This window comes from Trichocoleus sp. DQ-A1 (assembly GCF_039961955.1).
GTDB lineage: Bacteria > Cyanobacteriota > Cyanobacteriia > Cyanobacteriales > FACHB-T130 > FACHB-T130.
The window spans coordinates 1-13749 of the sequence record NZ_JAMPKE010000062.1; the positions used below are offsets into that span (position 1 = coordinate 1).

The 13749-nt window shown below is 45.8% G+C and carries 11 protein-coding genes; 6 read left to right on the top strand and 5 right to left on the bottom strand.

Going from position 1 to position 13749, the window contains the following annotated elements; all coding sequences use genetic code 11:
• Positions 1–487: 487 nt before the first annotated feature.
• The 3 genes from NDI33_RS27430 to NDI33_RS27440 form a co-directional block, all read right to left on the bottom strand.
• Complete coding sequence (locus tag NDI33_RS27430) at positions 488–1204, bottom strand: carbonic anhydrase (RefSeq protein ID WP_190412391.1); 717 nt, start codon at positions 1202–1204, stop codon at positions 488–490.
• Between the two features lie 115 nt (positions 1205–1319).
• Positions 1320–1631, bottom strand: coding sequence for a P-II family nitrogen regulator (locus NDI33_RS27435; RefSeq protein ID WP_190412390.1), 312 nt, complete (start codon positions 1629–1631; stop codon positions 1320–1322).
• Positions 1632–1635: 4 nt separating this feature from the next.
• Positions 1636–2607 carry a sodium-dependent bicarbonate transport family permease gene (locus NDI33_RS27440; RefSeq protein WP_190677623.1) on the bottom strand — a complete coding sequence of 324 codons (972 nt, stop codon included), beginning with the start codon at positions 2605–2607 and terminating at the stop codon, positions 1636–1638.
• A gap of 253 nt (positions 2608–2860) precedes the next feature.
• Here NDI33_RS27440 and NDI33_RS27445 point away from each other — a divergent pair, with 253 nt between their 5' ends.
• Together NDI33_RS27445 and NDI33_RS27450 are read left to right on the top strand one after the other, a co-directional pair.
• Entirely contained in the window at positions 2861–3007 is a 147-nt protein-coding gene (locus NDI33_RS27445; protein WP_190534577.1) for a hypothetical protein, read from the top strand.
• Positions 3008–3705: 698 nt separating this feature from the next.
• A complete protein-coding gene (locus NDI33_RS27450; protein WP_242030397.1) occupies positions 3706–4812 on the top strand; it encodes a HAMP domain-containing sensor histidine kinase in 1107 nt (368 codons plus the stop codon).
• Between the two features lie 195 nt (positions 4813–5007).
• On the opposite strand, the gene NDI33_RS27455 is transcribed toward NDI33_RS27450, so the two are convergent.
• Together NDI33_RS27455 and NDI33_RS27460 are read right to left on the bottom strand one after the other, a co-directional pair.
• Positions 5008–6027, bottom strand: a complete 1020-nt coding sequence (locus NDI33_RS27455) for a glycoside hydrolase family 43 protein (RefSeq protein WP_190677626.1) — start codon at positions 6025–6027, stop codon at positions 5008–5010.
• Between the two features lie 7 nt (positions 6028–6034).
• Positions 6035–6841: a phytanoyl-CoA dioxygenase family protein gene (locus NDI33_RS27460; RefSeq protein WP_190677628.1), complete on the bottom strand. Its 807-nt coding sequence runs from the start codon at positions 6839–6841 to the stop codon at positions 6035–6037.
• A gap of 762 nt (positions 6842–7603) precedes the next feature.
• Between NDI33_RS27460 and NDI33_RS27465 the strand changes: the two genes are divergently transcribed.
• The 4 genes from NDI33_RS27465 to msrB all read left to right on the top strand — a co-directional run bounded on the left by NDI33_RS27465 (position 7604) and on the right by msrB (position 13128).
• Entirely contained in the window at positions 7604–8959 is a 1356-nt protein-coding gene (locus NDI33_RS27465; protein WP_190677630.1) for a DUF4365 domain-containing protein, read from the top strand.
• Positions 8949–10412 carry a hypothetical protein gene (locus NDI33_RS27470; RefSeq protein WP_190677632.1) on the top strand — a complete coding sequence of 488 codons (1464 nt, stop codon included), beginning with the start codon at positions 8949–8951 and terminating at the stop codon, positions 10410–10412. Before NDI33_RS27465 ends, NDI33_RS27470 begins: the two co-directional genes overlap by 11 nt.
• Before the next feature lie 104 nt (positions 10413–10516).
• Positions 10517–12433 (top strand): GTPase family protein, encoded by a 1917-nt coding sequence (locus NDI33_RS27475; RefSeq protein WP_190677634.1) that lies wholly within the window; start codon positions 10517–10519, stop codon positions 12431–12433.
• Between the two features lie 200 nt (positions 12434–12633).
• The gene (gene msrB, locus NDI33_RS27480) at positions 12634–13128 is read left to right on the top strand and encodes a peptide-methionine (R)-S-oxide reductase MsrB (protein WP_190528765.1); all 495 of its coding nucleotides are present in this window, start codon (positions 12634–12636) and stop codon (positions 13126–13128) included.
• Positions 13129–13749 lie beyond the last annotated feature (621 nt).

Here is a 13749-nt window from a genome sequence, read left to right on the forward strand (position 1 = left end):
AAGCATTTTTAACAGATGGGGCTTTTTAACAAGAGTGACCCCATCTTTTTTTACCGCAACTTGGCTTCAGGAGCGCTTGCACTAGGCTTTTGACGGGGTTGTCACCCCGTGAGGGAATGCTCCCTAGCAAATTACTATAAGATCATCTCACTAGAGGTGAATCAATGCCTCAATCAGTTACAAATGCTTAGTTTCTAGCCGTCAAAAAATCTCTTTATTGCTCTCCGATGTGAATGGCAGATTGGCTATGAAAGAGAAGATATTTCGCGCTTGTGTAACAGCGTAAACCCATCTAAATATGAGTAGGAAATGGGCTAAGTATTAGGTTTATGTATCAAGCTATGCAAACGCCCCTATTCATCTATTGCAACCAGAATCCAGCAGAGAAAGTAGGGGCGAATTTATCTAGTATCAGCGTCAGCAGAGCGAATGCTCACAGCAGCGGAATCAGCGTTGACACAAATTTAGATGCCTGCTGTACGCAATCCTAAATCAACGTGACTTTTCCGGTATCGAGATCGTAACGACCTCCGACAATTTTGAGCTTGTCATCTAGCAATCGTTCCGAAACGATCGTTGAATTTTGCTTTAATTTCTCAATTTGATACCGAACGTTTGCAACTACAGCGTTATCAACCGGATCGCCTGATTCATCTTTTGTCTTAGCGATCGCAGGTTTGATGGCTTTAACAAAAGAATTCATGCTTCCAGGGAGACGTTCCCCCTGGACTGCGGCAGTGACAGCACCACAGCGTTCGTGACCTAAAACCATAATCACAGGAGTACCGAGGATAGCGACAGCGTATTCCAAACTGCCAAGCACTTCTGGAGTCACAATATTTCCGGCAACCCGGATATCAAATAAGTCACCGAGTCCTTCATCAAACAAAATTTCCGCAGATACCCGCGAATCCGCGCAGGTTAGCAGCGTTGCAAAAGGGTGTTGTGCTTGGGCAATTTCTTTAACCCGTGCCTCTGATTGATCGGGATGTTTAGCCTTGTGTTGCACAAACCGTTGATTGCCCTCCATCAACCGTTTTAGGGCGGCATCAGGGCTGGGAGGCTCAACGGTCGCTGCGATCGCTCGATTTGCTTGCACACCCCAGAATGCACTTCCTGTCACAGCCGCCATCAGTGCTATTCCGCCATTTCCCGTTAAATTCAAGAAATTGCGCCGCCCCATCAACCCATTGTTTTGATTCATCGCTATTGAAGAAGTAAAAGTTGCAGAATAAACGATTCAAAGTTCAAAGCCGAAGCTAGACTTTATTTTTGTTTTTTAGTTTCTTCAGATTTCACAGAAGATAGAAACAGTCGCCTTACAACGAAGCAACGCATCTCGTCGAGCGAATTTCCATCGCATCAGAAATGTAACAGCTGCCTCCAAACTTGTTGAGGATTGGTCGAATAATTTCCACAGCACCTTTAAGTTTTTCTGGCGCACAAAATGCGATGACATAGACATTATCCAGCATCGTCATATCTAAATCTTCAGAACCCCCTCTAAGCCCCTGTCCGGCAACATTTCGGATGACTAGGTGCCCGGTTACACCTGATTTTTTTAAACTGTCTAAAATTTTGCCAAGTTCAACTGAATTTGCGATGACTTCTATTCGTTTAACTGAATGCATGATGTTATCTCCAAAGCATCTCAATGCCGTACAGATATACGGGAATTCCGACAATGATGTTGAAAGGAAACGTTACAGCTAGTGCGGTAGAAACGTACAAGCTAGGATTCGCTTCAGGAACCGTTAAACGCATAGCGGCGGGAACAGCAATATAAGAAGCACTTGCACAAAGTACCGCAAATAAGAGCGCGTCCCCCTTGGGCATTCCGATGAATTTTGCAATCAAAATTCCAATGCCTGCATTGAGGATTGGGATTAGTATTGCAAAAGAAATGAGAAAAACACCCGTTTTTTGCAAGTCCTTAATCCTTCTAGCTGCAACCAACCCCATGTCGAGCAAAAAGAAGGTCAGGATACCGTAGAACAATCCCTGAGTAAAGGGTTCCAAAGTGTGCCAACCGCGTTCTCCAGTTAGGACTCCGATGATCAGGCTACCAACCAGCAGAAATACGGAGCTATTCAGGAAGGCTTCTTGCAACACTTCGGGCCAGGAAAAGTCCCGATCTCCCTGGCTGGGTGTGAATAGATTGACCAGAATCAGCCCGACGATGATAGCCGGAGATTCCATAAGCGCTAGGGCTGCAACCATATAACCATCATAATCAATCCCCAACTCGGTCAAAAAAGCTCCTGCCGTGATAAAAGTTACGGCACTGATGGAGCCATAAGTCGCGGCGATCGCTGCGGCATCATAGGTATCTAGCCTCAGCTTCAGGATAAAAAAGGTATAGATCGGGACAGCACACGCCATCAATATGGCTGCCAGCATGGTCAATAGGACTTCCTGGGTCAAGCCGCTTTTGATTAGTTCCACTCCTCCCTTAAAGCCAATGGAAAATAGCAGATAAAGTGACAGTAACTTGGGGAAAGGAGCTGGAATTTCCAGATCCGATTTAACAAAAACTGCCAGCATACCTAGAAAGAAAAATAGGATTGGTGGATTCAGGATATTAGAAACGATCAGGCTTGTATCCATATCTACTCCCCATCCTGGATAACCAAGAATTTGAAAAAGGTTTTAATCATGACTGAACTGACACAGTGGTTCTACGCTTCTGTTGCGTAGAACCACTGTATGGCAATTGAGGCGCTAAAAAAATATAGGAAATTTTTATATCAAGTATAAATAAAACCTTTCTAACTACGGAAATCTGCCGGGAGCTGGGTTTGACAAGAACTGAAGTCGCTACTGCAACAACAGCGCCGATTACGGGCGAATTGTAGTGAGAATGGCAGTACCTCTCCAGGAGATGGAGGCGTTGATGCCATTTCTCGATACGTTTAGGCTTAGCTATGGGGATGACAGCCAGAACTCAGGAATCTGTTTTTGGGCTAGGGCGATCGCTCGTATACCGATGACGACCCAGACGCATTAAAAATTGTCACCCCAATTGGTAAAGCGCTTTCATCCAGATGTTTAGTGCAGTGAGGTGTTAAATCTCATCGTCAGGAAACGAAACTGACATAATTTTATCCTGAGAGAGATACATACTAAAGCCATCAGAAAATTGCCTTACTGGTTCCTTTTGTGCATAAAGCCTTCCCTCTTCATCAAGTAACTGTTTGATTGACCAACGCTAGTTTTTAGAATACATTACCAAAAGTATCCAAATTAAAAGGACTTATTGACCAGACATATATGCCCGAATGAAACGGTAGAAATCGAACTGTAGCGGTTAAAAATAATCCTTGAGCAGTTTTTTTCGCTTACCCCAAAGCGATTAGTAGATAATGTGGTTTCAAAATTATGTTTGCAGTCGGTTTACAGATAATGTGATTTGATTTGCAGCTATTGGGGTTTAGACTAACCTTTTATTTGCAATTTAATGTAGTTTCAGTTTTGTATTGGAAAGCGGTTTGAAGCGTTTGGGTTTGCAGTTCGCTACAATTATATCTTTCTGCTGCTTGTCCAAACTACTTACCATCTTTGGTAATTTAACCTTGTCTGCTACTTGACGGGGTATACAGAGGCATTGCAACTTCTGTTGCTTGCTGCCCGAACCTGCTCAAACTCAATCAAACCCACATCTTGGAAACTTTCCCTTACCTGCACGCATGCAGAGAATCAAGAACGATGTCTAATCAAGCGTCTGACCGTCTTAAGCAAAATGCTGAAAGAATTATGCATCTGTGGGAGGAGCGGGCGCGTGATGAAGTCAAAGCATCAATGCATCATGAGTCTCTTGTTTTACGAAATTCGCTACCTCTGTACTTAAACCAACTGGTAGATGAACTCTCAAACAGAATTGACAGGACACCTGCCCGAATCGCAGCCGACAAGGTAGAAAGCACTCGGATTGGCAAGAAGCATGGGCATGAGCGGGCCGGTTATGCCGACTACTCCATGACTCAACTCATTTTCGAGTACCACATCCTTCGTCAAGTCATCTTTCAAGTTTTAGAGGAAGAAGCACCTTTAGACGTGAGGGAACGAGACATCATTATCGACTCCATTGAGCAAGCCGTTAATGACGCTGCCACTCAATTCTCCGAGACGCTGCGAGATATTCAAGAGCTATTTATGGTGACGCTAACTCACGACCTCAGAGGCCCCCTTAATGTTGTAAAAATGGGAACTCAACTGACTCTGCGTCGGGTGGAACGAGGAGATAGCCACGTGGATATAGCCGCGAGGATGCTCAATGCAATCAATCGGCTGGATTCGATGATTCAAAATCTGCTTGATGCAAGTCGGCTGCGGACAGGGCAGAGTTTAAAGATTGAATTTGAAGAATGCGATTTAGAGGTGCTAGTTCAAGAGGTAGTAGAGGATTTGAGCTTCGCTTATGGAGATCGGTTTGTTGTGGTTTGTGATTCTGATATCAGGAGTTATTGCAGCCGTAAAGAAATACGGCGGGTGATTGAAAACTTAGCAGTTAACGCTGTGAAATATGGGGCGTCTGGCACGCCGATTACACTCACGCTTCAGCAAACTGAAACGCAGATCAGCCTTACTATCCATAATGAAGGCGATCCGATTAGCCTAGACGCTCAATCAATCCTATTTCAACAATTTCGTCGAACTATCTCTGCTGAGGAGCAAACGGGATGGGGACTAGGATTATTTTTGGTAAAGAGTATTACTGAAGCACATGAAGGGACGATTGAAGTTGAAAGCGCTGAAGGCAAGGGAACAAGCTTTATCATCAAGTTACCCAAAGTTCCCGATCGGGTGGCATAGTGGCTAAGGTTCTTCGCTGATTTTGGTGAAAAGAAGGACGGTCGCCAATTTCTGTAACCTGGATTCTAGGCTAAAAATCTTTCCAGAGAATTGCCCGTATACATGACACTCCTCAATAGCGATCGCACTTGACATCTTGCCGCCAGCAATCGCTAGAATTGCTTCGGTTTCGGTAAGCGCGATCGCTATTCGCTGTTAGATAGTCTGCGATGTCCAGGTGGGACCATCGCAGCGCGGGCCATCCGCCGTCCAAATCAATTTATCTAAGCACATTCGCCGCGCCGACCTGCCCGTGTCCCAAGCATGGTAAGCGATGTAATCAGTTTTACCATCGGGACCGACAACGATTGAGTTATGACCGGGACCGAGAACGCGATCGACAACAGTTTTCAATACGCGGGGTCCTGCTTCATTCCCCGCATCCGAGTAGGGACCCATGACGCTATCTGCAACGCCATAATCGACACCGTAGTTTTCAGTTTCCCAACGCCCACCGCTGTAAAAGCAGTAGTAGCGATCGCCATGTTTGCGGACACTGGGACCTTCTAAGGTATGCCAATCATAGCGATCGCCGTACATCAAACGGTTTGCCAGAAACCGCTGCCAGTCAGAGCGGGCGCGTAAAACAACTTTCCCCTCTCCAGCCAGTTTTGTCATCCCTATCAATCGGTCTACCATCAGCGCCGTTCCAGCCCTTACTCCGCCTTCTGTATCCAAGAAATCGCGGGCGTAGAACAGATACCATTGCCCATCGTCATCCCGAAAGGCATGAGGATCGATGGCGAAAGAACACGATTCAGGGTCTATGAGGGGTTCACCGATGTCTTGATAAGGCCCCAACGGGCGATCGCTCGTTGCAACCCGTAACTGATGCCGCTTGTCTTCGTGTCCTACGGAGTAGTAGAGATAGAACTTGCGATCGCAATAAGCAACTTCGGGTGCCCAATAGTTATCTCCCAAAGCAGCGTCTGGGCGCAGCAGTGCATTACCCGCAAACTCCCAGCTTACAAAGTCCTCAGAGCGCAGGAGGGGAAAGACGCGCCGTTTGCCGATTTCGTCCACCTCTCCCTCTGCTTCTGCTGCACCCGTGCCGATTGCGTAATATACTCCCTCGTGTTCCCAAACAAACGGATCGGCGAAATAGCCGTTGTACACCGGATTGGTATAGGTGCGCTTGCTAAGGAATTCTTCAGGCGTCGGCTCAAATTGAGACATTAGCGTCCTAATACTTGAAATTCACGTAGGTTTCAACTTTGTTCTCTGGCAACTGCTCTACCACGTGGCACCGCAGTAATTCCCTTATTTCCTCTGGCAGACTTTCATAATAGTCCCGTTGCACAGTCAAGTCTACTTTCGCGGTGTGCAGCCAATGCATCACATAGCCCATCACAACCATCGGTCTGGGAGTGTTTGTCCGGTTCGGTGAGCCTCGATGCAGCGCCAGCGGCGAGCGAATCATCACATCACCCGGCTGCATATAAAAGGATTCCATCGGAATTTCGCCAGCAGCCACTTTCACCAACCCTTCCTCACGAGGCAAAACATGAGTTCCCCGTGCCATTTGAAACGGCCCATTGTCCGCCGTTACTTCTACCAGCGGAAAGTTAACCGCCAGCGCATAGAGTGGCGTTACTATCTGATCTGAGAAAAGTGGGCGAAAGTCCCGGTGAATTTCTTGGTAATCCGAACCCTGTACTGGAATATCAGCCCCCAATTGCACCATCTTATATTCTTGGTAGAATACGCGATTGAGAATCCCCAAAATGACTGGATTCGCAAACACATCTACATTGGCAAAGGGAGCAACCCAGGGGAAGGTTAGATAGAAGCGGGCTTGTTCGCGAGGTGCCAGACCACCCGGTTGATTTTGGCGCTTTTGGAATAATTCATTAAAAGCGTCTGCCCACTCTTCGATTAATCTTCTGTCAAACAGACCCCGAATCACACAAATTCCATCTCGATTGAGTTCTTCAGCAAAGCGATTTAGGTCAGTCGTCGTAAACTTAGCTGTATCTGTAGTTTGAATCATTTTCTGCTCCAATTCAGGGCGTTAGAGTTGAAGTAAAATTTATCTTTACCAGAGCAAAGTGTTTCAAGAAGCGAGTTCGCCGCTCCCAAAACCTTCCGTGTAATTGCTGGTTAACAATGTGTTCAATCGTTCAGTAATCTCCACGGTTCGCACTTATGAAATCTCCTGAACGTTCAGATGAAACTGTGACCGAGTTGCTTAATCAGCGGGTAAAGAATGAAGCTGTACAACCTTCACTCATCCTGCAACGGTTGAATCATTAACGACTATCGTCCAATCGTCATTTCCATATCCACAAGCCTTAGCGACTTAGCTTCTCGAAGTTCCATCTGCTGCTAAAACTGATTCCTCATTACATAAAGAAAAACGTAGCGTCAGATACTAAATACTATTATTCCTCGCGATAGATGCGAAATAGCAATCGTTGCCAGAAATCTTAAAAAAACTTTGAGTTAGTTGTGCAAGTTGAGCAACACTATTTTTATTTCAATGAAGATTGGCGATGATGGCGAATGCTGACGGCACGCTACGCGATCGCTGGCTTCCAGTGCAGCGTGGTGTTAAAGGCGCGAGCGCTATTGGCTTTTTGGCACGGGTGATCGCGTAGCTTGGACTGCTAACGGCTTAACTCACAGCAGCAGATATCGCAGAATTTACAAAAGGGGGTTTCATCTGTCTGGAGCAATGAAGTGTTAGCTTGCTCATACGTTTAGCTACAATACAGTACATATGTATTCTTTGTACATGTAGTTAACTGCTTCTGTGCCTAAGAAGATTAGTCATTCCGATATTATCGGACAACAAGGTATTAACATTATTGAAGAGATCGTCCTTGAAATGGGCTTTCTCTGGTATCCGTCTGGGGGTGTAGAAGCAGGTATCGATGGTGTCATTGAAATCCGCGATTCTGAAACTGGCGAGGTTACAAACTGCATTATTCAGGTTCAAAGCAAAGCTAGGCAAAAGACTCAACTTCAGGCAGAAACTGAAACTAGCTTCGAGTATCGATGCGACGAGAGAGATATTGACTACTGGCTGCAAGGCAATGCTCCGGTCATTTTAATTATTATTAAAATCTCTACTAAAGAAGCTTTCTGGGTTTCTACCAAGGACTATTTCCGCGATCTCAAGCGACGGCAATCCAAAAAGGTTCTTTTTGATAAAGTACGTGACCGCTTTGACGTGGGTGCCAGATTGTCCTTAATGCATCTGGCTATCCCTCGGAATTCGGGACTGTACCTGGCACCACGCCCAAAGAAAGAAAAGCTGTACTCTAATTTGTTGCAAGTTTCTCGGCTTACACAACATCTCTACACGGCTTACACCATTACAGAGGATGAATCTAAAGCATATTCAATCCTCCAGAAAATTGGTCGGGATTTAGGACAAGAGTGGTTGTTGAAAGAAAATTTTGTGCTGAGTTTCCATAACCTACGCGAACCACCTTGGACTGAGATTTGCGATCCAGGAACTATCGAAAAACATGACGTAGAAGAATGGTCATTATCAAACAAGCGTGAGCGGCAGCACGAATTTGTACAGTTACTAAACAAAGCACTTCGAGAGAAAGTCAAAAATGACTTATCGTTCGACCAAAAGAAAAAGTTTTACTACTTTAAGCCAACTGCTGATAAATCAGCACGTCAATACGATTACCGAAGTCTTGCCAAGAAAACTCATCGAGATGTTTTTCAGCGTTACTTAAAGAAAAACTCTGAGGAAGTTGCTTACTATCGGCACTCTGCTTTTCAAGGGCAATTTATACGAATCGAGTCTAATTGGTTTCTCGAAATTACACCAACATACTTCTTTAGTAGAGACGGCTATACAAGAGACAAATTTGAACAGGAAAAGCTCTCAGGAATCAAACGTCTTGAGAAAAATTCTGCTGTGTTCGGTCAACTTGTAATGTGGGCTGAGTATTTAAGTACGCCTGCCCAAGGTGAATTATTCACTCCTATTTATCAATTTCTAGAGTTTGATCGGTTAGAAGAGTTTGAAATCGACGTTGGTATCAATGATTCTATTTGGCTAGGAAATGAGGATAAAGAAACTACTGAAATCCTCGAAGATAATCTGAATGATTTACCTTTGTTTCAATTAAGAAATGAAAATTGAATTTTTACAAGAACCTGAACTAGAGTTTGGCAATGGCGGACGGCATATTGACATTCGTTTTGGAATGATGCATTATAAACCGCTGGATTATGATAGCACTTCTGCTCCCAAAGAAATTAAAGCGGGGATCATTGGCTCTTCGGAAACGATCGAAAGATTAGCCGCTTGGCTGGAAAAATGTAAACAGGGAATTGAGGCAAAGAAAAGCAAGCAGCAATATCTTTTTCCTGACTTTCCAGGCTTTGGGGAAGAAGATAACCTACCTACTGGTATTAGCTTGGATGACAGAAGAAATGTAACCATTTCAAAAAAGGATATTGAAACTCTTCTGGAAAACAAAAACCCCAATACATTCCTTCGAGAATCAGTTAAGTTCTTTATTGAAGAGTTACGATACATCGATGAAAAAACAAGTCCAGATGTTTTGATATGTGCATTACCTGAAGCTTTACTAGAACGAATATTTATTGATGAAGAATACAATGAGAATCCTAGCCAGCAATCTTCTAATCACAATAGTCAATCAGAAGTAGATTTAGATTTCCATGACTTGCTTAAGGCAAAAGCAATGGTATTGCGGAAGCCAACACAAATTATTTTACCAGAAACTTACAACGCGGGTAAGAAGCTCAAAGCAAGCCCTCGAAAGCAGAAAGCTCATTCTATTCAGGATGAAGCAACTCGTGCTTGGAATCTTTATACCGCACTTTACTACAAAGCTTTAGGAACTCCGTGGCGACTGGTACGAGATGCGCGGGATTTAACCACCTGTTATATCGGTATCAGTTTCTACAAAACTCTCGATCTCTCCAAGCTCTATACCAGCACTGCTCAAATTTTTAATGAGAGGGGGGAGGGGGTTATTTTACGTGGAGGTCAAGCAGAACAGACAAAAGACGACCGCCAACCTTACCTTCCAGCAGCCGATGCGGCTGAGTTGCTTTCTAATGCTTTAGCTCTATACCGTCGAGAGCATCGTAACCTACCTGCAAGAGTTGTATTGCACAAGAGTTCTCGATTTATTCCAGAGGAGTTAGAAGGCTTTCAAGATGCGCTGGACAAACATGATATTAATTCCGCAGAATTTATTAGTTTTGATCGCATAAGTGGAACCCGTTTGTTTCGATATGGCAAATACCCACCGTTGCGGGGAACGTTACTAACTTTGGATGATCGCACTCATGTTTTGTACACAAGGGGCAGTATCGATTTTTTCTCGACCTACCCAGGAATGTATGTGCCCCGTCCTCTCAAGTTCCGGTGTGAGAGTGTAGAGGGAACACCAAAAGCTCTAGCTCAAGAGATTTTGGCACTGACTAAGATGAATTGGAACAATACGCAGTTTGATCGTGGAGAACCAATTACTATCCGGGCAGCACGTCAGGTTGGCAGCATTTTGAAATATTTGGGAAAGAACGATTCGCTTGAAACGCACTATCGCTTCTACATGTGAGGTGAATGCCGCTTGGATTACTGAACCAACGTTCTAGCTACTAACGGTGGAGTGGTTAGGGACAATAACGGTATAAGAAGTCGAATCGAGACAGGTTTGGAACAATGGTGCAATTAAAGGTGTGGCAGTGGGTGGTGTTGGCAACGCCGATCGCAACGATCGTTGGTTTCTTGCTGGTATCGGCAGGGTTGCAGATTCACGAGTGGCGGATTAATTGGATCTGGGGCGTGTTTACCGTCGTATTTGTGGGTTGGCGTTGGCTGCTGGTGAAGTGGACTCGACCCGCGATCGCGCAAATAGAATCTGTTATGGCGGAGGTCAGCGCCGAACTAGAATCTGGTACAGGGGACACTGTAGCGCTACCAGTCGGAAATGATGCCGTAAATCAAGCGGAAGTCGCCTATCAAGAAATCCTGAAAGCAGCACAGAGCGATCGCCCGATTTGGGAAGACTGGCAAACTTTTTGGCAGCGATGCCAGGATCTTGTTAGCGCGATCGCTCATGTCTACAATCCTGAAGTAAAGTATCCTCTGCTCAACATTCACGTTACCCAAGCTTACGGACTGATTCGGGGAACGGTGGACGATCTGGACGGGTGGATACAGAAGTTATCTCCTGCCCTGGATCGGGTCACGATTGGGCAGGCATACGAGGCATACGGAGTTTACCGCAAGCTGGAACCATCGGCTCGGAAACTCTGGCAAGCCTGGAATTGGGCACAGTGGTTCTTGAATCCGGTGGTGGCGGTAGCAAAACAAGTCACTCAGCGTTCCAGTAATCAGGCAAATCAGGAATTGCTGGGGAATTTGAGCCAGATGCTTCGGGAAGCGGCTCTGCGGAACTTATCTCGGCAAGCGATCGCTCTCTATGGAGGAACGACTACACTACCAGAGTCAGAATCCTCTACTTCCACACCGACGCTACCCAAGGCAAAGACGCAAACCCTCCGAGAAATATTGGCTCAAACAGAACCCGTCGAAGCGGTTGAGCAAAAACCTGTCAATATTCTGCTAGTGGGACGAACCGGATCTGGAAAAAGCAGCTTGATTAATACGCTATTTCAAGCAGATCGAGCCGCCGTGGATGTGTTGCCCAGCACCGATAAGATTCAGAATTACCGCTGGCAGAGCCAATTGGGGGAAACTCTGACGCTTTGGGATACGCCGGGGTACGAACAAGTGAACCGGGCGGATTTACGAGAACTGGTGCTGGATTATGCCACCAATGCAGATTTGCTGCTGTTAGTCACTCCAGCCCTCGATCCGGCACTGCAAATGGATGTGGACTTTCTCAAAGATATGAAGGCAGAAGTTGCAGACTTGAGCGCGATCGCCATCGTCACTCAGGTGGATCGTCTGCGCCCCATCCGCGAGTGGGAACCTCCGTACAACTGGCAAGCAGGCGATCGCCCAAAGGAAAACGCGATTCGGGAAGCGACCGAGTATCGGGCGAAGCTTCTAGGCAACTTCTGCGATTTGGTTCTACCTGTCGTTACAGGTGACACGAAAACGGGTCGAACTGCGTGGGGAATGGACGCACTCTCATTAGCACTGGTAGATGCGATCGCACCTACCAAGCAACTCCGCCTTGCCCGTTTTTTGCGTAACTTGGATGCCCGTACTGTCGCTGCTGCCAAAATCATCGACCGCTACACCTTTCAGATGACAACGACACAGGGACTGGCTGCACTCCTCAAAAGTCCCGTTCTCCAGTTCATTGCGACGCTGACAACCGGACGACCAAATCTAGCATACGTGCTAGCAGACCAAATTCCCGTGGAGCAATTGCCGGTTGTGATTGGCAAACTTCAGATGGCGTATGATTTGTTCTCCCTCTTGAATCCAGGCGAAAACCCGATCAACTTTGACTTGCTCTCCCTTTGGCCTCTGCTGTTGGAAAACCCCGCTTCCCCAGAACGCAATGCCTGGGCATTTGGTCACGCTTTAGTCGAATATTGGACTCAAAATCTGACAGTTGAACAATTCCGGGAACGGTTTGAGTTCTATCTCAAGCAAATTTGAGCCATGCCTCTTTACCTGCTTTAGGCTTCTTAGGGAATTTTAATCCGGCTATCAGACTTAATGCAGTGCGAACCAACAGGTCGGCGCTAGGCTAACGCCTCGCTTCGGATGAGCGCGATCGCGCATCCTAAAGATAGAGCCAAATAAACTCTTTCAAGGTTGAACTGGCTCGCCTCACACCAACAACTGAATGATGCAGCATGAAAAAACGTTATCTTTTAAAAGCTGGCGCTGTAATTGTAGGCGCGGCATGGTTATCACGCAATCTAATTGGGAAATCGGGAGATATGGCAGCTTCAAACAATAATTTTGAAATCAACAAAACCGAGGAAGAATGGCGTGAAATTTTGACGCCCGAACAGTTTAACGTCCTGCGTAAACACGGTACCGAACGTGCTGGAACTAGCCCGCTTGATAAGCAATACGGTAAAGGAATTTATGCGTGTGCGGCGTGTGACTTACCGCTGTTTACCTCTGAAACGAAATTCGACAGCCATACTGGTTGGCCCAGTTTTTATGCTCCCATTGAAGGGGGAATCGGCACCTCCACAGACAAGACGCTTTTTATGACTAGAGTTGAAGTCCATTGCCATCGTTGCGGTGGGCATTTAGGGCATGTATTTAACGATGGGCCACGCCCGACTGGCAAACGCTACTGCATGAATGGTGCCGCGCTTAAATTTGTTCAAGGCTAGCGATCGTTCCTATTTGATTGGACCTTTTAAGAGCTGTTCTAATGAAGCTGGCGAATAGAATTCGCGTCTACACACACAAAACCTGCCTACGCAGGTTTCAAAAGTCCGCGCAGGCGGACTTCGTTTGTATAGCCGCGATTTCTAATCGCCAAGGCTGCAAGATATGCGATCGCTTCTCAAGAAAAGGGCGCACAGCCGTGCGCCCCTACAGTTAGTTCAAGGAGAAGGTACAAGCTTGTGCATCTTGCCAAAGCTTAAAGAGGAAGAATTCAGCGCGTGAAGGTTTTGGTTCGCCACTCAACAATAAATCTGCTTTACCGCAACGACGAACCCACTTGCTATTTACGACTCTTTAATATTGTTGCCATTGGTAGCAAAAGCGAGAATTCATAATCAATTAAGGGAACGAAACCGTATTTCAGATAAAATTGCTTTGACTCATCATCCAGAGCATCAACTCTAACTGCAAAAATCCCTACTTCATCTGCAAGGCGAACTGCTTTACTAACGGTGCTTAAACGAAAAACAAGACTCTAAAAAGGTATAATACAGGCATGGCAACCATTTCACGTTATGGTTTGATAAATGAAAGAGACAACTCCCGCCGCCATGCCCCCTTGC

Excerpts from the sequence above, each read along its gene's own strand:
- NDI33_RS27475 (WP_190677634.1), top strand. The coding sequence starts at position 10,517 with ATGGTGCAATTAAAGGTGTGGCAGTGGGTGGTGTTGGCAACGCCGATC.
- NDI33_RS27460 (WP_190677628.1), bottom strand. The coding sequence starts at position 6,841 with ATGATTCAAACTACAGATACAGCTAAGTTTACGACGACTGACCTAAAT.
- NDI33_RS27470 (WP_190677632.1), top strand. The coding sequence starts at position 8,949 with ATGAAAATTGAATTTTTACAAGAACCTGAACTAGAGTTTGGCAATGGC.
- msrB (WP_190528765.1), top strand. The coding sequence starts at position 12,634 with ATGAAAAAACGTTATCTTTTAAAAGCTGGCGCTGTAATTGTAGGCGCG.
- NDI33_RS27430 (WP_190412391.1), bottom strand. The coding sequence starts at position 1,204 with ATGAATCAAAACAATGGGTTGATGGGGCGGCGCAATTTCTTGAATTTA.
- NDI33_RS27445 (WP_190534577.1), top strand. The coding sequence starts at position 2,861 with ATGGCAGTACCTCTCCAGGAGATGGAGGCGTTGATGCCATTTCTCGAT.
- NDI33_RS27440 (WP_190677623.1), bottom strand. The coding sequence starts at position 2,607 with ATGGATACAAGCCTGATCGTTTCTAATATCCTGAATCCACCAATCCTA.
- NDI33_RS27455 (WP_190677626.1), bottom strand. The coding sequence starts at position 6,027 with ATGTCTCAATTTGAGCCGACGCCTGAAGAATTCCTTAGCAAGCGCACC.
- NDI33_RS27435 (WP_190412390.1), bottom strand. The coding sequence starts at position 1,631 with ATGCATTCAGTTAAACGAATAGAAGTCATCGCAAATTCAGTTGAACTT.
- NDI33_RS27450 (WP_242030397.1), top strand. The coding sequence starts at position 3,706 with ATGTCTAATCAAGCGTCTGACCGTCTTAAGCAAAATGCTGAAAGAATT.